At 67.4% G+C, this 21,102-nt stretch carries 26 protein-coding genes and 1 pseudogene; 15 read left to right on the forward strand and 12 right to left on the reverse strand.

Annotation, left to right across the window (positions count from 1 at the left end; all coding sequences use genetic code 11):
- Positions 1–154 precede the first annotated feature (154 nt).
- Together OG225_RS28785 and OG225_RS28790 are read left to right on the forward strand one after the other, a co-directional pair.
- Positions 155–331, forward strand: coding sequence for a hypothetical protein (locus OG225_RS28785; protein WP_405178109.1), 177 nt, complete (start codon positions 155–157; stop codon positions 329–331).
- 142 nt (positions 332–473) lie between these two features.
- Positions 474–770: a 4a-hydroxytetrahydrobiopterin dehydratase gene (locus tag OG225_RS28790; protein WP_405178110.1), complete on the forward strand. Its 297-nt coding sequence runs from the start codon at positions 474–476 to the stop codon at positions 768–770.
- Here OG225_RS28790 and OG225_RS28795 read toward each other — a convergent pair.
- The gene (locus tag OG225_RS28795) at positions 709–1,971 is read right to left on the reverse strand and encodes a mannosyltransferase (RefSeq protein ID WP_405178111.1); all 1,263 of its coding nucleotides are present in this window, start codon (positions 1,969–1,971) and stop codon (positions 709–711) included. The genes OG225_RS28790 and OG225_RS28795 overlap by 62 nt on opposite strands.
- Positions 1,972–2,371: 400 nt before the next feature.
- Here OG225_RS28795 and OG225_RS28800 point away from each other — a divergent pair, with 400 nt between their 5' ends.
- Both OG225_RS28800 and OG225_RS28805 read left to right on the forward strand, forming a co-directional pair.
- Positions 2,372–3,145, forward strand: coding sequence for a hypothetical protein (locus OG225_RS28800; RefSeq protein ID WP_405178112.1), 774 nt, complete (start codon positions 2,372–2,374; stop codon positions 3,143–3,145).
- A gap of 131 nt (positions 3,146–3,276) precedes the next feature.
- Positions 3,277–3,636, forward strand: coding sequence for a hypothetical protein (locus OG225_RS28805; RefSeq protein ID WP_216908886.1), 360 nt, complete (start codon positions 3,277–3,279; stop codon positions 3,634–3,636).
- A gap of 18 nt (positions 3,637–3,654) precedes the next feature.
- Here OG225_RS28805 and OG225_RS28810 read toward each other — a convergent pair whose 3' ends face one another.
- The 4 genes from OG225_RS28810 to OG225_RS28825 all read right to left on the reverse strand — a co-directional run bounded on the left by OG225_RS28810 (position 3,655) and on the right by OG225_RS28825 (position 7,340).
- Positions 3,655–4,362: a DUF1906 domain-containing protein gene (locus OG225_RS28810; RefSeq protein WP_405178113.1), complete on the reverse strand. Its 708-nt coding sequence runs from the start codon at positions 4,360–4,362 to the stop codon at positions 3,655–3,657.
- A 196-nt stretch (positions 4,363–4,558) separates the two neighbouring features.
- On the reverse strand, positions 4,559–5,713 hold the full coding sequence (locus OG225_RS28815; RefSeq protein ID WP_405178114.1) for a hypothetical protein: 1,155 nt from the start codon (positions 5,711–5,713) through the stop codon (positions 4,559–4,561).
- 269 nt (positions 5,714–5,982) lie between these two features.
- Entirely contained in the window at positions 5,983–6,591 is a 609-nt protein-coding gene (locus OG225_RS28820; protein WP_405178115.1) for a CHAP domain-containing protein, read from the reverse strand.
- A gap of 95 nt (positions 6,592–6,686) precedes the next feature.
- Complete coding sequence (locus tag OG225_RS28825; RefSeq protein ID WP_405178116.1) at positions 6,687–7,340, reverse strand: TIGR03086 family metal-binding protein; 654 nt, start codon at positions 7,338–7,340, stop codon at positions 6,687–6,689.
- A gap of 85 nt (positions 7,341–7,425) precedes the next feature.
- On the opposite strand from OG225_RS28825, the pseudogene OG225_RS28830 reads away from it, so the two are divergent.
- Together OG225_RS28830 and OG225_RS28835 are read left to right on the forward strand one after the other, a co-directional pair.
- Positions 7,426–8,040 (forward strand): annotated as a pseudogene (locus OG225_RS28830) (helix-turn-helix transcriptional regulator); the annotation flags it as partial.
- Positions 8,041–8,128: 88 nt separating this feature from the next.
- The gene (locus OG225_RS28835; RefSeq protein ID WP_405183400.1) at positions 8,129–8,425 is read left to right on the forward strand and encodes a WYL domain-containing protein; all 297 of its coding nucleotides are present in this window, start codon (positions 8,129–8,131) and stop codon (positions 8,423–8,425) included.
- Positions 8,426–8,435: 10 nt separating this feature from the next.
- Here OG225_RS28835 and OG225_RS28840 read toward each other — a convergent pair whose 3' ends face one another.
- Positions 8,436–9,881, reverse strand: a complete 1,446-nt coding sequence (locus OG225_RS28840) for an MFS transporter (RefSeq protein ID WP_405178117.1) — start codon at positions 9,879–9,881, stop codon at positions 8,436–8,438.
- A gap of 74 nt (positions 9,882–9,955) precedes the next feature.
- Between OG225_RS28840 and OG225_RS28845 the strand changes: the two genes are divergently transcribed.
- The 4 genes from OG225_RS28845 to OG225_RS28860 all read left to right on the forward strand — a co-directional run bounded on the left by OG225_RS28845 (position 9,956) and on the right by OG225_RS28860 (position 13,676).
- Positions 9,956–10,438, forward strand: coding sequence for a MarR family winged helix-turn-helix transcriptional regulator (locus OG225_RS28845; RefSeq protein WP_405178118.1), 483 nt, complete (start codon positions 9,956–9,958; stop codon positions 10,436–10,438).
- Between the two features lie 103 nt (positions 10,439–10,541).
- Complete coding sequence (locus tag OG225_RS28850) at positions 10,542–11,102, forward strand: hypothetical protein (RefSeq protein WP_405178119.1); 561 nt, start codon at positions 10,542–10,544, stop codon at positions 11,100–11,102.
- A complete protein-coding gene (locus tag OG225_RS28855) occupies positions 11,099–11,872 on the forward strand; it encodes a hypothetical protein (protein ID WP_405178120.1) in 774 nt (257 codons plus the stop codon). The genes OG225_RS28850 and OG225_RS28855 overlap by 4 nt, the downstream gene beginning before the upstream one ends.
- 121 nt (positions 11,873–11,993) lie before the next feature.
- Entirely contained in the window at positions 11,994–13,676 is a 1,683-nt protein-coding gene (locus OG225_RS28860; protein WP_405178121.1) for a serine/threonine-protein kinase, read from the forward strand.
- Positions 13,677–13,681: 5 nt separating this feature from the next.
- Here OG225_RS28860 and OG225_RS28865 read toward each other — a convergent pair whose 3' ends face one another.
- Positions 13,682–14,014, reverse strand: a complete 333-nt coding sequence (locus OG225_RS28865) for a 2Fe-2S iron-sulfur cluster-binding protein (protein WP_405178122.1) — start codon at positions 14,012–14,014, stop codon at positions 13,682–13,684.
- 235 nt (positions 14,015–14,249) lie between these two features.
- Positions 14,250–14,711: a hypothetical protein gene (locus OG225_RS28870; protein WP_216914361.1), complete on the reverse strand. Its 462-nt coding sequence runs from the start codon at positions 14,709–14,711 to the stop codon at positions 14,250–14,252.
- Positions 14,712–14,824: 113 nt separating this feature from the next.
- Between OG225_RS28870 and OG225_RS28875 the strand changes: the two genes are divergently transcribed.
- The 4 genes from OG225_RS28875 (at position 14,825) to OG225_RS28890 (ending at position 17,032) form a co-directional block, all read left to right on the forward strand.
- A complete protein-coding gene (locus OG225_RS28875) occupies positions 14,825–15,235 on the forward strand; it encodes a VOC family protein (protein ID WP_405178123.1) in 411 nt (136 codons plus the stop codon).
- Between the two features lie 88 nt (positions 15,236–15,323).
- Positions 15,324–15,767, forward strand: a complete 444-nt coding sequence (locus tag OG225_RS28880) for a nitroreductase/quinone reductase family protein (protein WP_405178124.1) — start codon at positions 15,324–15,326, stop codon at positions 15,765–15,767.
- A 57-nt stretch (positions 15,768–15,824) separates the two neighbouring features.
- Positions 15,825–16,619 carry a 2-phosphosulfolactate phosphatase gene (locus OG225_RS28885; protein WP_405178125.1) on the forward strand — a complete coding sequence of 265 codons (795 nt, stop codon included), beginning with the start codon at positions 15,825–15,827 and terminating at the stop codon, positions 16,617–16,619.
- Positions 16,620–16,663: 44 nt separating this feature from the next.
- Positions 16,664–17,032: a hypothetical protein gene (locus OG225_RS28890; RefSeq protein ID WP_405178126.1), complete on the forward strand. Its 369-nt coding sequence runs from the start codon at positions 16,664–16,666 to the stop codon at positions 17,030–17,032.
- Between the two features lie 52 nt (positions 17,033–17,084).
- Here the strand turns inward: OG225_RS28890 and OG225_RS28895 are convergent, their stop codons facing one another.
- From OG225_RS28895 to OG225_RS28910, 4 genes are all read right to left on the reverse strand, one after another.
- Positions 17,085–18,113, reverse strand: coding sequence for a MerR family transcriptional regulator (locus OG225_RS28895; RefSeq protein ID WP_405178127.1), 1,029 nt, complete (start codon positions 18,111–18,113; stop codon positions 17,085–17,087).
- Positions 18,107–18,784, reverse strand: a complete 678-nt coding sequence (locus tag OG225_RS28900) for a HEAT repeat domain-containing protein (RefSeq protein WP_405183401.1) — start codon at positions 18,782–18,784, stop codon at positions 18,107–18,109. The genes OG225_RS28895 and OG225_RS28900 overlap by 7 nt, the downstream gene beginning before the upstream one ends.
- 144 nt (positions 18,785–18,928) lie before the next feature.
- Positions 18,929–19,648 carry an SMI1/KNR4 family protein gene (locus OG225_RS28905; RefSeq protein ID WP_405178128.1) on the reverse strand — a complete coding sequence of 240 codons (720 nt, stop codon included), beginning with the start codon at positions 19,646–19,648 and terminating at the stop codon, positions 18,929–18,931.
- 40 nt (positions 19,649–19,688) lie between these two features.
- Positions 19,689–20,237, reverse strand: a complete 549-nt coding sequence (locus OG225_RS28910) for a VanZ family protein (protein ID WP_405178129.1) — start codon at positions 20,235–20,237, stop codon at positions 19,689–19,691.
- A gap of 358 nt (positions 20,238–20,595) precedes the next feature.
- On the opposite strand from OG225_RS28910, the gene OG225_RS28915 reads away from it, so the two are divergent.
- Positions 20,596–21,057: a hypothetical protein gene (locus tag OG225_RS28915; RefSeq protein WP_216914343.1), complete on the forward strand. Its 462-nt coding sequence runs from the start codon at positions 20,596–20,598 to the stop codon at positions 21,055–21,057.
- The last annotated feature ends 45 nt before the right edge of the window (positions 21,058–21,102 follow it).

Genomic DNA, 21,102 nt, shown 5'->3' on the forward strand with positions numbered 1-21,102 from the left:
CTCAATCCTCCTGCTGTTGGGTATAGGTTCGGGCCGACCCCTGCAAACAGGTGGAGAATCGAAACTCACCGGGCATTGCGGCCAGGTTTACACCTTACCGCCCGGGGCACCACCCCCGATCCCCCGGCACTCCAGTAAGGGTATGCTAACCATCGTGGGCAAGGCCAAAGCAAACAAGGTTTCCTCGTTGAAACCCAAGAAGAAGTGCTGTCGCAAGAAGACACGCTGCGTGAAATGCCCTGTGGTCATTATGCGTATGAAGAAGGCCGAGGCCGCGGGCTGCTGTGGCAAGGATCTCAAGAAGGCACTCAAACAAGCGCGCGCGGCCTGACCGGCGAACTCGCGGCACACCTGTCGTCGCGCGCCGACACGCCCGCGTCGGCGAACGCGAGATTCACGACTATCCGGACACCGATCGCGCATCCACGCGTGAGATCGCGATGAAACCGCGCGAGGCGGGGTAGAACCGGATCATGAGCACCGAACTGCTGACCGAATCCGAGATCGCCGAAGCCGTCGCCACGCTCCCCGACTGGACCTGTACCGGATCCACGCTGACCCGCACCCTGGAGGCGGGCTCGTTCCTGTCCGGTATCGAACTCGTGGGCGCCGTCGCCGAGGTCGCCGAGGCGGCCGACCATCATCCCGATATCGATATCCGCTGGCGCAAGATCACCTTCGCGCTGTCCACCCACTCCGCGGGCGGACTCACGAGACTGGACGTATCGCTGGCTCACGAGATCGATCGACTGGCTCCGCGATTCTCCTGAGCAGCCGACCCGAGCGGATCACCCACCCGTAGAAGACCAGCACCCCGAGGACGTCGACCGCGCCGAGCCAGGACAGCACGCCGGGACGGGAGATCTCCCAGATCGTGGGCTGGAAGAACGACAGCACCCACGGCACGCCGACCAGCATCGTCACCAGCCAGTAGCCGGCGAGTACGCGGGCGCCCGGCGCGTGCCGCAGCGGTCCGTAGACCAGCCACAGGACCGTCGGCAGCAGCCACACCCAGTGGTGCGACCACGAGATCGGCGACACCATCAGCCCGAACAACTGGACGATCACCAGGGTGCCGAGCCGGTCGTCGGAATCGAGTGCGCGCCAGGCGAAGTACGCGAGTACGGCCACCACGAGCGCGGAGGCGATCCACCACGGCCCCGATTCGACGTCGTGGCCGAGTATGCGACTCAGCGTCCCGCGAATCGACTGGTTCCACACCGAGCCGACCGGCCCGATCCGGTCGGCGTCGCCGAGCAGCGTGCCGAAGTACCGCGTCGCCTCGTGATTGTTGATCAGATAGCTGACCCCGACCGTCGCGCCGAACACCACCGCCGACCACACCACCGTGGTCCAGCGCCGACGCGCCACGAAATACAGCCCGGTGATCGCCGGTGTCAGCTTGATACCGGCGATGATCCCGACCAACCCGCCCGACAACCACCACCGCGAACTCCGTACCGCGACCATGGCCCCGAGTACGAGAAAGACGTTGACCTGGCCGTAGTCGATCGTGGTCCGCACCGGTTCGAGCCAGAGGCCGACGGCGGTCCAGCCGATCGCGGCCACCCGCCACCCCGGCGCGCGCGGCCGTTCCCGGCCGAGAACGAGTTCGAGGCTGATCCACACCACCCCGTACAGCGCCGCGACCGTCGCGAGCAGCCAACCGATGGCGACCGCGGTGAACGGCAGATAGTGCAGCGGGAAGAAGACCAGCGCCGCGAAGGGCGGATAGGTGAAGGGCAGCGGGAAGTCCGGCGTCTTCTCCGCGTAGGTGTAGTCGTAGAGCCGATCGGTCAGCAGATCGGCCGAACCGCCGACGTAGACGTGCAGATCGACGAGATTCATCCCGTTGTCCGACAGCAGCATCCACAGCAGCCGAGCCAGCACCGACAGAGCGAGCGCGAGCACGGCCAGCCGTAGGGGTGCGGCGGCCGGACGGCTGTCCGTCCGAGCGCTCTCTCGGTTCACATCGCATGCTTTCGACGTCGGTGCGAGCCGTCTTCTTCGACCCGTCGGAAAAATGTTCGGTGTGTTCGGCGACAAGTGCCGAAGGCTGCGACTACATTAACCGGAGCCCCGATCCACCCGATCGGACGTACGAATCCGAGACGTCGTCGGATTTCGGTTCGGTCTCGCTCACGGCGTCCCGTGCACCGCCACTCGATGGTTGAATACTCGCAAGTAACATTTGCATCACCTTTCCAACCAGTAACGCCGGTGAGGGGCTACGTTCCGATAACACTGTTCGTCCACGCACCTGTCGGACATCGCAGCTGTACAACTCGGTGGCGTTGTCCCTAGAGTGACCCCGAAACGATGGCTTTTTGCATCGCTCCAGATGTACCCGAAGGTAAGGACGGCTAGACCAGTGCTTCGCACCCGAGGAACGCGGATTGCATTGTCCGCTCTCGCCCTGGCGGCGAGTGCTTCGCTTGCCGCGCCGACCGCTTTGGCGGCGCCCGCGCCCGCCGCGGTCCCGAACAACATCCCCATGGTTCCCGAGGGTGTTCCGGTAGACGCGCTGGCCGCGCTTACCCCCGCGATCGTCGGCTCGATCGCAGGGCCCGCCGATATCGCGGACGGCCCGCAGTCAGCCATCCTCGCCCAGGCGCGTGCGCTGCTGGCGACCCTGAACCTGCCGCCGCAGATCAAGTCGACCCTGGAACGGATCATCACGTTCCTGGACGGCAGCGGCGGCGGCGGTCCCGAGGTCCCCCAGGACGGGCCGGTCATCGCCCAGTTCCTGTACCCGACCATCGGCAAGGGGTGCATCAGCGCCTCCGCCGATTCGGTGGGCACCGCACTCGCCGTCCCCGGCCCGGCGCAGCTGCCGCCGCCCGGACCCGCGGCCGGACAGACCGGATTCGTCTTCACCGCGCTCGGCACCAAGGCGCCGACCGTCGCGCAGAATCCGCCGATGACGGTGCAGTGGCTCAACCTCGACACCCGTCAGAGCGGTGTTCAGGCGCTCACCGACGAGGCCAAGATCAACCCGGACGGCCCCGCCACCCTGTCGGCGATCGCCAACACCGGTTCGGGTCGTATCGTCGCGGTCGTCGGCGGCTCGCTGACCACCAAGGCCGAGGACGCGGAGCCGCGCACCTGCTCGTTCCTCCCGACGCTGGGATTCTTCACCGTCTGATCCCCTCTTCGAACCGAACCGCCTGCCACCGTCATCCGGTGGCAGGCGGTTCGTCTTTGCCACGCCGACGACACGCACGCCGATCCGGGCGATGGGGTGTACCGGCCCGGGCGCTGTGGTAGACCGAAGTCATGGCGACTGTCGATGGAACCGTTCGTCCCGACCGTTCGATGCGAAGCAGGCGATCTCGCCGATCGATACTGTCCATCCGCTCGGAGGGTTCCATCCTGTCCATCGGTTCCGCGTATTCGATCCTGTCGATCGGCAGTGTCGGGTCGATTCTGTCGATCGGATCGGTCGGATCCTTCGGTTCGGCGATATCCTCCGGCTCGTTCGGCAGCCTGGGGTCGGCCTTCTCCGGTCTGTCTCGGTGGTCGCTGTTCTCGTGGCAGGGCGATCACGACGCGCCGGATTCACGCCCGAATCTGCGGGTTGTTCCCGACGACGAACCCGATCTGCGGATTACTCCGGTCTCGCACTGCCAGACGTGAGCACGGAACGCGCCGCCCCTACCACTGACCGTATTCGGGCCGAAGCACTGCGTTGAGGTCGACGCCGATACCGTCCACCGCGCGTTTGTCGATCTCGAATTGATGCAGATGCGCGGCCGCGTGGACGAAACCCTTCGGCGTTCCCCAGTTGTGCTGCCAATACCAGGAACCGAGACCGGCGATACGGGCCAGGTCGATGGTCGGCGAATTCGCGTAGATACCGACGTTCTCCTTGCCGAGTACCGATTCCCAGCCGAGTAGGTAGGGCGCGATCATCGTGGCGAAGTCGACCGCGGACGGATTGTCGTCGATCGAGGCGTAGATGGGCCGATCGTCCGGGCCGCCTGCCGCGCGATGCAGTTCCAGACCACGGGCGGCATGGCGTTTGCCCGCTTCGAGTCCGCCGCGCCAGTCCGCGGTCGGGCCCTTGCCGTACTGGTAATTGGAGACGATGGTCAGACCAGCCTCGTGCAGCGCGTCGACTTCGGCGGCGCGCAGCGGTTTGCCCGTCATCCATTCCGCGCCGGGGCGGCGATCGGAGACGTAGCGGATGACGCCGACGTGGCCCGCGGCGCGGATCGCCTCGGCGTCGGGCACACCGCCCGCGTAATCGATGAGGGTGCCGAGTTCACCCGCGGCGGTGGCGGTGGGTGCGGTGATGCCGACCACGGCCGCGGCGGCGGTCAGGGCGAAAAGTTCACGGCGGGACAGGTCCAACGAACGCATCGCAGACTCCTTCGCGCTCCCCCCGAACGACGACATCGGACGGTCTCAGAAGCAGCAGGAAGCAGCGTGCCCGGCGCACCTTCCCCAAGGTAGATCGCGCGCCGGGAGCCTCGAACGTGTACTAATTTCACCACATTCACATTGGAACCGCCAGACCCATCGGAAACACTCATCACACTCGCCACAGGCGTCACGATCAGGCGATGGTGTCGATCCGCGCGGCCACATCGATGGTTCGCTGGGAGCTGTCGTCCAACTCGGTCCGCACGACCCGCGCGACCTGGGCGACGATCTGTTTCTTGATGCCCGCGAGTGCACCGAGGGTGGCCGCGCGCATGCCCTGCGCCTTGAACTCCATCCGGATATCGTCCGGATCGGGCGGCGTCACATCGATCACCAGGCGTAGCGGGTCCGCGGCACGCGCGGTCAGGACCAGCGGGACCTCGACGTCGACGCGGTAGTGGTTGGCCTTGAGCACGTCGACGGTGATATCCAGACTCACCGGCAACATCAGATCGAAACGGACCGGCTCGTGCTCGGGATCCTCGACCGGGCGCGCGGTCAGCTTGGGCACCCTGATCGCGCCGCGGACGGTGACCGTGGCCTTCCGGCCCGGCCCCGTACGGAACGGACCGACATCGATCGCGCGCCCCGCCATCCGCTCGACCACATCGAAGACCCGGTCGCGGGTCACGACGTGGTGGAAGAAGTTCGTGCCGAACCTGCCGTAATCGATCCAGTCGAATTCGGCCCGCTCACGATGTTCGGAGCGGGTGCCCCCGACCAGCGCCTCGATATCGAACACCCGGCCGCGCCGGGCCTGCGGTTCGTCGAGCATGGCGTTCACCCGGTTGGCGACCTCGCGCTGCACCATGCCCGCGATGGGATCGAGCAACCATTCCCCCACCGAGTCCAGGGCCTGCGCGCGCAGCACGAAACTGACGTCGCGAGCGCTGATCGGCGGGATATCGATGACGACGAGCACCGGATCGGCGGTGCGCGCGTGCAGGGTCAGATCGATTTCGACCACGGCCGTCAAACGCAGTCTGCGTCCGCCGAGCAGCACTTTCACCGCGAGCGAGAGCGGGACGGTGAGTTCGAAGACGACATGCGGGTCGTGCCGGAACAGCACCGGCTCGCCGACTTTGCCCTCGGCCACGAATCCGGCGAGACCGGCGGGTCCGATCGAGAAGGGGCCGATCGTCATACCCCGGCCCGCGATTCCCGATACCGCCGCGACGATCCGCTCCTCGGTCACCGCGTGGGTGACGAAGCGCTCGCCGAATTCGGCGTAATCGATCCAGATCGGATCACCGCTCGTTTCGTCGGACTGCTGCGTCGTCGGCTGCATGTGTTCCGGAACCCTTACCTGTGGACGGGACATCGGACACGCTACGCGAGCCGGAATTCCCATCGACGCGGTCGGGTTTGCGCCCGTCCGGTCCGAATACCGACAAGAGACCAGCTCACGAGGTGGAGCCCCGCCATGTTGATGAGGGGGAAACACAGCGGGGCTCCGGGTGACAGCGCTGCCGGGCGCTGACTACTCCATGGTAAGTCCTCGAGGCGGACTCACCGAACCCGCCCGCGCCGACCATTTCGGCTGAGCGGCAATGACTCTCACAGTCGTCCGAATCCGACCACGCCCGCCACCCCGGCGAGGGCGAACCGATGGATCCTCACCTCGCCGAACTCGTTGCCGCCGATGGTGGTGACGAGCCCGTTCGCGACCTCGAGAACGATATTGGTGTGCTGGGTGAACGGACTGCCGTCGCCGTATAACAGCACGTCACCGGTGCGCGGCCGATAGTCGGCGGCGATCGGGGTGAAGCGGCCCGCGTTCTGGTAGTACTCCTGGAGGGTGTAGACACCGGGGATCCGCCACGATCCCGAATGCGGATTCTCCAGCGTCACGCCCGCCTCCCGCATGACCCAACTCACAAAATCGGCGCACCACGGTTCGTCCACGCCCTCGGAATATTTCGTGCCGTCACCGGGATCGGCGAATTCGCGCTCGACGACCGCGACCAGCCGCGCCTGCGCAGGATCGAGGGCGGCGCGATCGATGACCGGGAATTCGGCCGGGCTCTCCCCCACGACGGCCGCCCTCGGGTTGTGCGACTGCCACCAGCGCACCCCGAGCGCCGCACCGGCCGCGAGCGCGACCGCCAATATCCCCACGGTGATCCACAGACCCGCGCGCGTCCTCGTCGATTGTCCTTGCGACATACTCCCCCGCCGTCACGGCCGACCCTCGGCCTCATGAATTGGACGAACGAGCGGGCCGTACGGTTCCCCATCCCCGGTCGCGAACCGACCGGGGTTCAGCCGCGCGGGTCGCGGCCCAGGTAGCGCAGCAGCTCCTCGACCGGGCCGTCACCGGGTTCGCCGTCGAGCACCGCCGAATACGCGCCCCACTGCCGCAGCGGCTCGACGATCTCCATGTCCGGGCTACCGCCGGGGCCGGGATCGACGGTGCGCGCGGCGGTGAGCAGGTGGGTGGCGAGTTCATCGGTCAGCGGGGAGGGCCGGCCGGTCGCGACGGCGACATCCCAGGCGTGAACGGCGGCGTCGAGGGCGCACAGCACGGCGGCGACGGCGGTCGGCAGCTCGCCGTGCGGCAGCGGAGTCGGAACGGTCGGGGTCTCGTCGGTGACGGTCGACCAGGCCAGAGCGGTCGGCTCGATGGCGGCGCGGACGAGTGCCAGCGGAGCGTCGGCGAGTTCACCCGACGGGTCGAACGGGTCGTAGGCCGGTCCGACACCGAAACCGAGGGACGCCGCGTAGGCGAGCTGATCGCCCGCCGCGTGCTGGACCACCTGGGTGACGGTCCACTCCGAGCAGGGAGTCGGCAATTGCCATTGATCGTCGCCGACGCCGCCGACCGCGTCTTCGAGCGCACGGTACGACTCGGCGAGGACGGTGCGCCAGACGGCGTTCAGGGAGGCGGTGCTCCGGGAGGCTGCGGTGGTGTTCATGTCGGCCCTTTCGGTCGGGTTGTTCTCGGTGCTGACATGAGCGTATGACCCTATTAGGGCTGTTTCTTTCCTAATAGGAACGGGGATGAATGTGGCGCGGACCACATCGCGAGTGCTGCGTCTGCTGGGGCTGTTGCAGGACCGCGCGCACACCGGGCGCGAACTCGCCGAACGGCTCGGCGTCACCGATCGCACCCTGCGCAACGACATCCGGCGACTGCGCGAACTCGGCTACCCGGTGCACGCCACGCGCGGCGCCGTCGGCGGATACCGCCTCGGTCGCGGCACGACGATGCCGCCGCTGCTACTCGACGACGACGAGGCCGTCGCGGTCGCGGTCGCGGTCGCCATCGGACTCGCGGAGGACGGCTCGACCGGACTGGCCGATATCACCGATCACGCGGGCCGCGCCCTGGCCAAACTGGAGCAGATCCTGCCGAAACGACTCCAGCGCAAGGTCACCGCACTCGGCACCGCGACGGATATCGGCCCCGCGACGACGGGTTCGCGCGAACCCGACGCACCGGTGCCCGCCGCGCTGCTCACCACCCTCGCGAGCGCCGTCAGGGACGGCGCGACGGTGCTGGTCGACATCGAGGACACCGGGACCGGTTCCGACGCCGCCGAGATCGAGCCGTATCGGTTGATCAACTGGCAGCGCCGCTGGTACCTGGTCGCCTATTCGCTGCGAACCCACAGCTGGCGCGCGATTCCCGTCGCCAGGATCTCGCGGGCGACGCCGGGGGAACGCCGCTTCGCCGCACGCGCGCTGCCGGGGGGAAGATCCGATGGCGTTCGTGATCCGCGATATCGCCAGCACCGGCTGGAAGGTGCACGCGCGGGTGACGGTCCTGGCCCCGGCGGAGACGGTGATCGCGCGGATCAATCCGGCCGTCGGGGTGGTGGAACCGGTGGACGACCGCAGTTGCGCACTGCTCACCGGCGCGGACGCGCTGGAAACCATCGCCATCTACCTGAGCATGCTGATGATGGACTTCCGCGTGGACGGACCGCCCGAACTCGTCGAGCACCTGCGCACCCTGGCGCGGCGCTACACCGAAGCGGTGGCCGACGTCCCCGGGTGACGCCGTCGGATCAGATCGCGGCCTTCTCGATCTTGCGGCCCATCGGAATGCGGGCCGTCAGCACGACGGCCAGGATCGCGGCGGACATGGCGATGAAGAAGGTGGTGTGGAATCCCTCGCGCGAGGGCAGGGAGTGGCCCGCGTAGGCGAAGGTCATATGGGCGAGCACCACACTCATCACCGCGGCGGAGGTGGAGGTGCCGATCGAGCGCATGAGCGAGTTCAGGCCGTTGGCCGCCGCGGTCTCGGTAATCGGCACCGCGCCCATGATCAGCGCGGGCATCGCCGCGTAGGCGAGTCCGACACCGCCGGAGACGATCACCGACGCGAGCATGATCTGCCAGACGCCGTTCATCATGACCACCGCGGACAGGTGTCCGGCCGCCATCACCGAGGCCCCGAGCATCAGGGTCACCTTGGGCCCGCGCACCGCGGTCAATCGCGCCGACACCGGCGAGAGCAGCATCATCACCAGACCCGCTGGCGCGAGGACCAGACCGGCGTTGACCATCGTCAGCCCGAATCCATAGCCGGTGCCTTCGGGGGCCATCAGCAGCTGCGGGAGACTCAGCGACATGGCATAGAGCGAGAAGCCGACCCCGATGGAGGCGAGGTTGGTGAAAAGTACCCGGGGCCGGGCCGACACCCGCAGGTCGACCAGTGGGGCGCGCTGACGAAGTTCGAAATAGCCCCAGCCGAGGAAGACCAGGAGCGAGATCGCGAAAAGCCCCAGGATCGAGGGGCTGGCCCAACCCCAGTCCGCGCCCTTGGTGATCGCGATGAGCAGGCACAGCAGCGCGATCGACAGCCCGACGGCACCGCCGAAATCGAAACGCGACGGCGTGCGCACCGGCGATTCCGGTACCAGGACGAAGACCAGGATCGCGCACAGGACACCGAGCCCGGCCGCGGTCCAGAACAGCACGTGCCAGTCCGCGTTCTGCCCGATGAACGCGGCGGCGGGCAGGCCGACCGCGCCGCCGACGCCGAGCGTCGCACTCATGATCGCCATCGCCGACCCCACCCGCTCGGCGGGCAGTTCGTCGCGCATGATGCTGATCCCGAGCGGAATCGCGCCGATCGCCGCGCCCTGCAACGCCCGGCCGATGATCTCCGGCACCAGCGACGAGAAGGCCCCGCAGATCACCGAACCCGCGATCATCATGAGCAGGTTCGCCAGCAGCACCCGGCGTTTGCCGAACATATCGCCGAGCCTGCCGCTGATCGGGGTGAACACCCCACCCGCGAGCAGCGCCGCGGTGATGACCCAGGAGGCGTCGGCGGCGGAGGCGTTCAGCAGCGACGGCAGCGACGGGATGATCGGGATGACCAGCGTCTGCATGAGCGAGACGACAATGCCGACCGTGCCGAGCGTCGCGATCAGTACTGCGGGTGACGGCCGCCGCTGATCGTCGGCGCTGGGGACGGTCGCGGACGCGTCGGCGGTGATGGACATGAATGTGTACAATACACACCATATGTATGGTGCACCATTTGCTTTTGCCGACATCGGACCGACATAGTGGTGCAATGTCAGACCAGGCCCGCGTCGACAGCACGGCGCTGCGGCGACTCGTCTTCGAACTGACGCTGCTCTCCCGGCACTACCCCGCTTCCATGTTGCGCCGTCCCGGATTCCAGCTCGACCGTTCCGCCTACGTCATCCTGACCCGGCTCGAACTCGACGCCCCGCTGAGCCTTCGCGAGTTGTCCGACGCGCTCCAGCTGGATATCTCGACCATCAACCGACAGATCGCAGCCATGCTCAAACAGGATCTGGTGGAACGCGAATCGGATCCGGACGGCGGTATCGCACGCAAGATCCGCGCCAGTGACAAGGGATTGCGAGCGCTGAACGACGATCGCGCCCGCAGCTACGAGGGCATCGGCAATGTCGTCGCCGACTGGGCGGAGCCCGACGTGGCCCAATTGAGTTCGCTCATCACACGTTTCAACCAGTCCATCGAGGCGCTCGAGCAGAACTGGTGGCCGCGGCCACTCGAGGAGATCTAGCCGAGCCGTCTTCGATCACGGCCGGGCGAAATGCGCGGTCGTAGGTTTGAAGAGCGAATTTCGAGGCACTACCGGGACAAGAGGCTCGTAGAAGGAGAACCCCGTGTCTTCCGGAATCCTGGTAGTTGTCATCGTCGTCGTGGTCGTGCTGGTCGGTGCGGCCGTGCTGGCGCCCCCATATCTACGCAGGAAGCGTCTGCGCGACAAATTCGGCCCGGAATACGAGCGCGCGGTGGAAGAGACCGAGGATCGCCGCGCCGCCGAACGCGAACTGGCGCAACGGGAACGCAGGCACGACGAACTCGAACTGCGTGACCTGACGCCCGAACGCAAGGAAGAGTTCACCGCCGAATGGGCGAGCGTGCAGGAACGGTTCGTCGACGAGCCCGCCGACGCCGTCGGCGCGGCCGACAAGCTGGTCACGAATGTGATGGCCGAACGCGGGTACCCGACCGAAGGTTTCGACCAGCAGGTCGCCGACCTTTCCGTGGAACACGCGGCGACTCTGGACCACTACCGCGCCGCCCACGCCATCGCGATCGAACATGCCGACGGCAAGGCGAGCACCGAGGACCTTCGCACCGCCCTCGTGCACTACCGCGCCCTGTTCCTCGATCTGACGAACGGCAGCCACACCACGCACAAGAAGGACACAGTGTCATGAGCACCGAATACGACCGCAACCGCACCGGTTCGCTCACCGAGGACCCGGCCGATATCGACAACACCGACAACACGCACGGGCATTCCGGTGCCGCCGACAGTTTCGATCCCGGCGAGCACGAGGTGATCGACGCCGAGGTCATCGACGCCGAGACCAGGGATACCGAGACCGGACGGACGCCGTCCTCGGTCGATGACGACGGGCAGGTCTTCGTCGCCGGGAGCGGGTCGAGCGCGGACGACGGGGAAACCGGACGTCTGTCGGCCGATGACGAATACGGCACCGGCAGCGGCGTCGGGACGCACGAGGAGAACGCGGCGAAATCCGAGGCGGATCTCCCCGACCGCGCGACAGCCGACGCGGATGCCGCGCACACCGCCGACACCGAACGTGACCTGATCGCCACCGACGAGCCCGAACCGGGTGTCGACACCGTCGAGGAGAGCGCCGAATCCGAGCCGGTCGTGCGACAGCAGAGCCCGGCTCCCGACGACGACGCCGTGGTCCCGCTGTTCGACGAGCAGTCCCTGGAGCAGTTGCGGGGACGGTGGCGCGACCTCCAGGGCACCTTCGTCGATGATCCCCGTGACGCCGTGTCCCGCGCCGACGACCTCGTCGCCGAGCTGATCCACGAACTCACCAGTACCTACGCCGAACGCAAGGAGATCATCGCGGACCGGTGGTCCGACGACCCGGACACCGAATCACTGCGGCACGCGCTGCGCAGCTACCGCGCGTTCTTCAATCAGCTCCTTTCGCCCACTTCCTGACCTGGACCGCACCACCGAACCGCCCGAGCGCGACGAGCACGGCCGCGCTCGGGCGGTTCGGCGTGCCGCCCCCGCACACCGCGCTCTCGCGTCGCCGCCCCGCGCCACATAGGCTTGCGCCGTGAATTCCGGGCGGACAGTGGTCGACGGGCGTTTCGAGTTGCTCGAGCCGCTCGGCAGCGGTGGCATGGGAACGGTGTGGCGGGCCTACGATCTGGCCCTGCATCGTGAGGTCGCGCTGAAGGAGGTCCGTCCGCTCGAACCGGAGGGGCAGGGCGGGGCACCCGGCGTGCAGCGCGAGCGGGTGCTGCGCGAGGCGCGGGCGCTGGCCCGGATCGGCCACCCGAATGTGGTGGCCGTGCACCATATCGTCGACTCCCCGCCCCCGGCGCACCCGTGGATCGTGATGGAACTGGTGCGGGGCCGCACCCTCTCCGATCTGTTCGCCCAGGGGCCGATTCCGCCGGACCGGGCCGCGCAGATCGGGCGCGGGATCCTGGCGGGTCTGCGTGCCGCCCACCAGGTGGGTGTGCTGCACCGCGATATCAAACCCGCGAATGTGCTGTTGCGCGAGGACGGTTCGCCCGTGCTCACCGACTTCGGCATCGCCGCGCTGCACGACGCCACCGGATTGACCGGCACCGGCAATCTCGTCGGTTCACTGGAATTCATCGCCCCGGAACGTCTCGGCGGGCAGGAGGGCAACCCGGCGTCGGATCTGTGGTCGCTCGGCATCGTGCTGTTCCTCGCGGTCGAGGGGTACCACCCCATGCGGCGCGACACCACCGTCGCCACCCTCGCCGCCGTCCTCCAGGGCACGGTCCCGGTTCCCCATCGCGCGGGCCCGCTGACCCCGGTGCTCCAGGCGATCCTGGTGGCCGATCCGAATCACCGGCCGTCGGCCGAACAGGTCGATCACCTGCTCACGCAGGTGCTCACCGCACCCCACTCCTTCGTTCCCGGCCCCCCGCCGACGCCGCCGTCGCAGCCCATCGTGTCCGGCCCGACGCCACGGCCCCCGTACCGGACCGATCCCTATACCCCGCCGTCGCACGCTGTCGGCTCCGGTCCGGCCCCGTATCGGCCCGACCTGCACGCGAGTCACCCCGCGCGCGGGAAGGTCTCGCGCGGAGCCAAGTTCGGCATGGCCACCGCCGCGGTCCTGGTGGTCGCCGTCGTCGCGCTGGCGGCGCTGGCCCTGCGTCCCGATTCCGGCGACGACGGTCCGGGCGCGACCGCGTTCCCCGGCACCACACTCACCACCGGCTCACGAACCGAGCCCCTGATCGTGCCCGGTTCGGGTGTCATCACGAGTCCGGGTGTGCGGGTGACCAATTCACCGGCCGGGGACAGCACCGACCTGCTGACCCCGACGGGGATGCGCCAAGCCGTTTCCGCCCTGGAAAAGGCTTCGGGTGGAACAGAATTCACCGAGGTGACCTTCTACCCGAACTACGTCAACGCCTCCGCGCCGGTCCGGAACAGGCCGAGCGTGTACGACGAGTACGTTTTCCGCAACGGCTCGGCCAGCCGCAAGGGCGCGGGCGGCGAACTCGACGCCGACAGTGCCACCATCGCGCTGAACACGATCAACTGGGATCTGGTACCCGGACTCTTCGCCACCGCGAACGAGAAACTCGGCGTTCCGGAACCGACATTGCGCTACGTGATCGTCAATCCGGCCTGGACCTTCAACGACGAACGCCCCACCCTGCTGATCTACCTGACCGATGATTACGGCGGCGCCTACCTCGCCGCCAACCTCGACGGAAGTATCGTCACGATGTATCCGAGGGGCCGGTGAGACGCTCAGCGACCGAAGCGCAGGGTCACCTCATCCGATACCGGACGCGCACGACAGGCCAGTACCAGCCCGCGGTCTATCTCGTCCTCGGTGATCGCCAGTAGCGGCTCCGGCTCCATTCGCGCCCGTCCGGATTCGACAGTGGCGATACAGGTTCCGCACGAGCCACCGAGACACGAATACGGCAGGTCTTCCCGCTGCCGGAGCGCAACGTCGAGAATCAGGGCGGTTCGCGGCACCTCGACATCGAGATCCGCGCCGTAGCCGGTGAGTGTGACCGTACTCGTCCGGGTGTCGGTCGTCACCGGCGTCACGTCCGGGATGTGGGTCTCGAACAACTCGGTTTCGATCCGCGATCGGTCGATGCCGCGTTTCCCCAGCGCCAGTGCCGTTTCGGCGACGAGTTCCTTCGGACCGCACAGAAACCATTGATCCGCTTCGTATTTCGCGACCTCGGCCGGGTCGATGCGGCCGTGGCGATATTCGGCCCGCTCCGCTTATGAGACGATTTCTGAATTCGGTATCAGTTCGCAAACTCGCGGATACCGACGATCTCACCATCGACGGCGAAACTCATCCCGTCGATTCCCCACGTCTCGAACTGTTCGCGATCCGCTCGACCGAGGGGTCCTCGATTTCCGTTGTCGGCGTGTTCGTTTCGTGCAATATTCGCAATTGATAGCCGAAATCTCCCGGGACGAGGACCGCGGTCGCGAGGCGCCGCGCGGACGAGACGTCACCGAGACGGTTGGCCGCGGTGAATCGGACGACGCTGAGACCGCCGCCGTGCACGAGTTCCGCGATATCGGTGATGTCCATCTCCAGACCGGGTTGCAGATTCCTGGCCGACCACAACCCGGCGAGCAAGGTGTCCCTGTCGACCACCTGTCCCACCGTCGTCACCGCCGAGAACCCCTCGTGCAAGACATGGGCGAACCGGTCGAACACCTTCGGCGGCGCGGCCGAACCGATCCATTCGGCGAGATCGGAGTGCATGGCGGTGATCGCCTCGGCGAGGTCGGGATCTACAGACATGTCGCAATCTTGGTCCAGATCCGGTGGCGGTCGCATCGGGGCGCACCCCGCACCCGGCGGACCGGTCAGGAATCGAGAAGCGACCGCCCGACCCGGCACCTAACGTCATCGGTATGGACATCATCATTCATTCGAGTTTCCTGCCCCACGCCGATCCCGAGGAATCGCTGACCTTCTACCGCGACACCCTCGGCTTCGAGGTCCGCAAGGACATCGGACAGGGCGAGATGCGCTGGATCACCGTCGGCCCGGTCGACCAGCCCGCGACGTCCATCGTGCTGCACCCGCCGACCGCCGCGCCCGGCGTCACCGACGAAGAACGTCGCACCATCGCCGAGATGATGGCGAAGGGAACCTACGCCTCCATCCTCTTGTCGACCTCCGATCTCGACGGCGTCTTCGAACGGGTGCGGGCCGACGGGGCCGAGGTCGTCCAGGAGCCGACCGTCCAGCCCTACGGCGTGCGCGACTGCGCCTTCCGCGATCCCGCGGGCAATATGGTGCGCATCGACGAGCGCGCCTGAGACGCGAACGACGTCCGGTCACGCGCACTGCCGATACTGTTCGTCCCGGACGGGTGTCACGAAACCGATGGATCGATCGGAGGTACTGATGACCGAGAAAGCACAGAAATCCAACGCCCTGTCGCTGTGGTTCCAGCGCAAGCTGAACGTGAGGACCAACCGCAGGATCCGGCGCAAAACCGGCAAGATCATGGGCATGGATATGTTCATCCTGCACACCGTGGGCAAACGCACCGGGCGGCCGCGACAGGCCCCGCTCTCGTGGTTCGGCGACGGCGACGGCTCCTGGCTGATCGTCGCCTCCGGCGGCGGCGCCGTGCACCCGGACTGGTACGTCAACCTGCGGGCGCACCCCGACAGCGTGGCGATCGAATTCCACGGCCGCGATGCCGTCCCGGTGACATCCCGGGTGCTGGAGGACGCCGACCGCGAGCGCGCGTGGCAGCGGATCACCACCGCTCAGCCCCGGTACGCGAAATACCAGCGCAAAGCCGAGCGGGAATACCCCGTCGTTCTGCTCAGCGCGCGGTGACGCGGAACCTCCCGTTCCCACTCGGAGATGTCGGTGGGCGCGGATAGAGTCGCGGGCATGGGAGGGGAACAGATCTCGAGGGTGATTCCGGGCTGGGCCGAGCAGCGTCGGTTCGGTATACGGGTCGATTGGGGCCCGGTAGGCGCACAGGCGCTGGGACCGGGCAGCGCGGCGGTCGTCGTGGTCGATGTCCTGTCGTTCACGACATCGGTATCGGTAGCCGTGGACGCCGGGACCGAGGTGCTGCCCTACCGGTGGCGCGACGGGACCGCTCCGCGATTCGCGGCGGACTCGGACGCGGAACTGGCCGTCGGCCGACGCGAGGTCTCGGAGCGTCGACCGTGGTCACTGTCGCCCGCTGCGCTGCGCCGCGCTCCCGCACCGCGACGCCTGGTCCTTCCGTCACCGAACGGATCGGCCATCTCGGCGGCGGTCGACGGGATTCCCGTCATCGCCGCGTGCCTGCGCAACGCGTCGGCGGTCGCGCGCTGGATCGTCGACCAGGGATGGGGCACGCGAGAGCAACCGGTCTCGGTGATCGCCGCCGGTGAGCACTGGCCGGGCCGCGATGTGCTGCGACCGGCGATCGAGGATTGGCTCGGAGCCGCCGCCGTCATCGCGGCGCTCGTCGAATACGGGGCCGGACCGCTGTCACCGGAAGCGACGCTGGCACGGAGTTCCTACACCGGGAACGCCGATGTGGCGGCACTGGTCTCGGGGTGCGCGTCCGGTCTGGAGCTGGCGAGTATCGGGTTCGCCGACGACGTCGCCGTCGCCGTGGAGATCGAATCCAGTTCCGCCGTACCGGTTCTGACCCGCGGCGCGTTCGTCGACGCGCGCGTCGGCGCATGAGCATCCGAGGGGCAGATGGCGGGATGACGGCCTGGAATTCGAGCATGACCGGTCCGGGAACGGTGTTGGCCCGCGCCTTCCATGACGATCCCATGTTCACCTTCATCGAGCCCGACGCCGAACGACGCGCGGCGGTACTGCCGTGGTTCTTCGGCGCCGCGGCTCGACCGGGCGCGAAGTACGGCAAGCTCGAGCGCCTTCTCGGCGTCGACCCGACCGAGCAGGGGCGTGGACGGCAGCGCACTGATCACCTCCGCGCTCGCGCAGGCGGGCAGCGAGGGGTATCCGTGCTACCTCGAGACAACCAACGAGGCGAACGTGCCCTTCTACGAGCGACACGGGTTCGAGGTGGTTTCGGCGAACGCGCCGGGGGCCTGCCCCGCTTCTGGACCATGCTGCGGCCGACCGGCTGATCACCGCGACACGAATACCGAAGTCGGACCGCGTCATCGCCGATGATGGTCACTATTCGCTCGCCAGTCCCTCGTCCGACCGTTCTTCGAGCATCTCCACGAGCGCCGCGGCCAGCAGCGCCACCGACCGATCTCCGTCGTGGACCAGTTCCCGCAGCAGGTTCAGGGCGATCGTTCCCGGCATCTCGGCCAGCGCCTGCGTCAGCCGTATCCGCACGGCCGAATCCGCCGCGTGCGCGGTGAGCTCGTCGACCAGCGCGTTCATGATCCGTTCGGCCCACTTCACGCCCCGCGCCAAGGTTCCCAGGACCTCGGCCGCCTCCACATCGTTGCCGCCCTCGACCACCGACCCGACGAGTTCCGGCACGGCTCGGGTCACGCCCCGCGCGCCCAATGCGAGGGCGGCACGTCTGCGGACCGTCGGGTCCGCGTCCTCGAGCGCGTCGGTGAGCACGGCGGTCGTGTCGTCGCCCGGAAGTTCGGCGAGCGCGAGGGTCGCGCGCAGCCGGACGTCGACGTCATCGGAGCCCATTCCCGACTCCAGGATCGCCACACCGTCACCGCCCGCGCGCGCGAGGGCCCACCGCAACGCTCCGGCGACATTCAGGTCGGATTCGGTCAGAATCGCCTCGGCCAGCAGTTCGGCGGGCATAACCACGTCCTCGGCCGGAGCGAGGACGGCCTGCTGTCGCCTGGCGGAATTCCGCGAACGGAGTTTGTGCAGGAGTTCGATGGTGCGCAGGGCGTCCGGCCAGCCGGAAGGGCCGGTGGCATCGACCGCGCGGAGTCGGTCGAGGAGTTCCCGCTCCCGGTTCAGTCGCTGTTCGGTCTTGTGGATGAGGTCTCCGACCAACGCGGACGGGGTGAATCCAGGATCGTCGAGCGCCCGCCCGATCTGGCGGAGCGACAGCCCCAGAGAGCGCAGACCCTCCACGTGGAAGATCCGCCGGATGTCCTCGGGGCCGTATTCCCGGTAGCCGCCCACGGTGCGGCCCGTCGGTCGCACCAGCCCGAGGGCGTCGTAATGCCTGAGCATCCTGGCACTCACCCCCGAGCGGCGCGCCACCTCGCCGATCAGCACGTCGTCGACTCCTCCCGTTCCGGTCCCAGCGCGACGACCCGCTTCGCCGCATCGACGGCGAGATCGAACCCGGCGTCGGGATCACGCAGAAGTCCCAGCGTCGCACGCGCGTGCGCACGCACCGCTTCGTCGTGACTGTCCATCGCCGTCCGCAGGATCGGTTCGACCACCTCGCCGAGCGCGACCAGGGCACGACTCAGACTCAGCCGAACCTCCCGGTCTCCGCGCCCGAACTGCGTGGCCAGCGTCACCGCCAACGCTTCCTTCTCCGCGTCCGGCACGAGAACGACGGCGGCGCGCCACGCGCTCCGCGCGACCTCGTCATCGGCATCACGCAACAGCGCCCGCGTGATCACCGACCACGCCTTCGGATCCCCGATCTTGGACAACGTGTGCAGCGCCTGACTGCGCGCCTGAGCACGTTCGGAACGAAGTTCCACGCCGAGTTTCGGCACCGTGATATCCGACGGGAGACGGGTCAGCGCCCAGGTGAGCATGTCGCGAACGAAGAAATCCGGCTCGACCGCGCACCGCCCCACCAGCGCGTCGACAAGACCGGGATCGGGATACGTGCCCAGCGCCATCGCCGCCTCGAGCCGCGTGGACGAGTTCCCCGCGGCCAAAGCGTCGAGCAGTCGGGTGTGCTGTGGGTTCGTGTGTGTCGAATTGATGGGGACCACCTCCGACAGCCAGTGAAGGCCTTGACACCGTGACAATGTCAAGCGCGAACGTGAGGATGTAGGCGACGATCGTATCGGCGGTCTGGACCATCGCACGTGTGGTGGGTCAGCGGTGTCGGGCGGTTCGTGCCCTCTTCACGACTCCGACGCTCGGGACCGGGCAGAGTTCATGGCTCGGTCGTAGAGCGCGTTGAAGAAATGGTCGCCGGGATTGCCGAACCACGGCAGCTCTTCGAGCTCCGACCGGTCGTCGTCTTCGTAATCGTCATCGATGAAGATCGATGCGGGCCACCGTCCGGATCGAACCTCGTCGACGAGAAACCCCAGCAAGTCGGTGAAGCTGTCCGCGCAGACGTAGTGCCGCTCTTCATCTCGTCCGAAGTTGATGATCTGGCCGTGGACTCCTTGGGAATCGGGGTCCAGGTCGAGGCCGATATAGTCGGCGCGCGCGGTATCCGACCACAGCGGGATCCAGCCGGGCGAGGTATACAGCGGTTCGACTCGGCCTTCCGCACCCGGCATGACAGCACCGGCGGCTTGCAGGGCCTCGATGTCCTTGCTCGCGCGCACCGGAATCCATTCCGACCAGCAGTCGAGTATCGAAGATGTCGACAGGAAGGTCAGGGTCGGAATGCAGGGCACCGCATGGTCGCCGCGCGTCGATGTCACCGTCCGGCGCTGACCGTTGTGCAGCATGAGGACGGATTTCACATCGTCCGGAAGGCATTGCCCGAGTGCTTGTTCCAGCGCATCGATCTCGGCGCGGTCGGCGGGTGGCCCGAGGTTGTCGTATGCCAGTGGCACATTGACACGGAGCCAGTCGACGTATTCCTCGAAAAGCGTGATCGCCCGCACCGTCGAAACCTATCAAGTGCTCGCACGGTCGGCCGGTCTGCTACATCGCCACGCTGCTGCGGGACTCACTCACGGATGGCGGGCCGAAGCGGTCCGGCGGGTGCGGCGCCCACCAACGTCGCGAGAGCCTGCCCGCCAGGTATGCGCCCAGCGCGTTCAACAGCACGTCGTCGACGGTGGAGTGGCGGCCGATCGCGAGCGCGAACTGTGCGGCCTCCACCGCGATCGACGCCGTCCCTGCCACCAACAGGATGCGGTACGAGCGGGTGAACCACGGCCAACGGACCGGCAACAGGAAGCCGAGTGCCGCGAAGACCAGCAGATTCCCTCCGAGCTGCTCGACGACGCGATTGTCCGCCAGTACCTCGGCCAGATCACGCAGCGGCACCGGATTCACCGATCGACCGGTTCCGAGCGGCGTGAAGATCATCCACAACCACGGCACGGTGCCCACCACCATCCCGACCTCGCAGAGCGCCGCACGCCACCCGCGCCGCCGAGCCAACCACCACGCCACGAGACCCGCGATCGGTATCGCCGCGAACGCGGCGAACGCGACTCCGCCCCATGCCTCCCACGTCCCGTTCACACCGCCCAGTATCACCCGAATCCCCCGCGCCACCGGTCGGCTCCACAGACCTTCCACACAACCCACACATCGGCCGACGTACGGATTCACAGCCCCGGCCGACCGTTGTCCGCTCACAGTGCGAGGCAGCCGCCATTCACCCATGACGGGCTCGATCCGGCTGCTGGTCCGCCTCTCGTCCAGTCGACGAACACGGCATCAATTGCACTGACATCACCGCTGTTACGCGCGATACTGGGTACGCGAGAGCCGATCAGCGCTCTGAGGCAACGGGGGAATCATGTCGAGAAAACAAGGCTGGCTTGTGGGCGCCGCAGTCGTGGCTGCTGCTCTGGCGCTCGTCGGGTGTGGGACGTCGGTGGACACGACCGCATCCACCACGACACAGCGACCGAGCCCGTTCAGCACCTCGCGCGCACCGACGACAACCCCCGCCCCACCGCCCGCGCCGGTGCTGAACCGTCGCGCCGAGAACGGCGAGGTCGTCCAAGAAGCGGGTCTCAACGGATCGGGAACCCTGCTCATCAACAACGGCAACAGCGCGGACTTCGCGGTGGTGGTCACCAACGGCAGCCCCAATGCCCCGCAGGCGACGATCTACGTGCAGGGCAACTCCGAGGCCACGCTCACCGGGATCGCGGGCACCTACTTCGTCTACCTGAAATCCGGTGTCGACTGGGACAGCGCCACACTCGGATTCACCCGTTCCCGCACCTTCCAGAAATTCGATGATCCGTTCGACGCGGAATCGGACTGGGAGATCACCCTGCAACCGTCACTCGGCGGCAATGCCAGCACCAGCAGCGTGCCCGCGTTCTGAATCGCCCGAAGCGCGATGGCGGCTGATCCGAGGATCGGATCGCCA

Origin of the sequence: Nocardia sp. NBC_01377 (assembly GCF_045040005.1) — a bacterium.
Taxonomy (GTDB): Bacteria; Actinomycetota; Actinomycetes; order Mycobacteriales; family Mycobacteriaceae; genus Nocardia; species Nocardia noduli.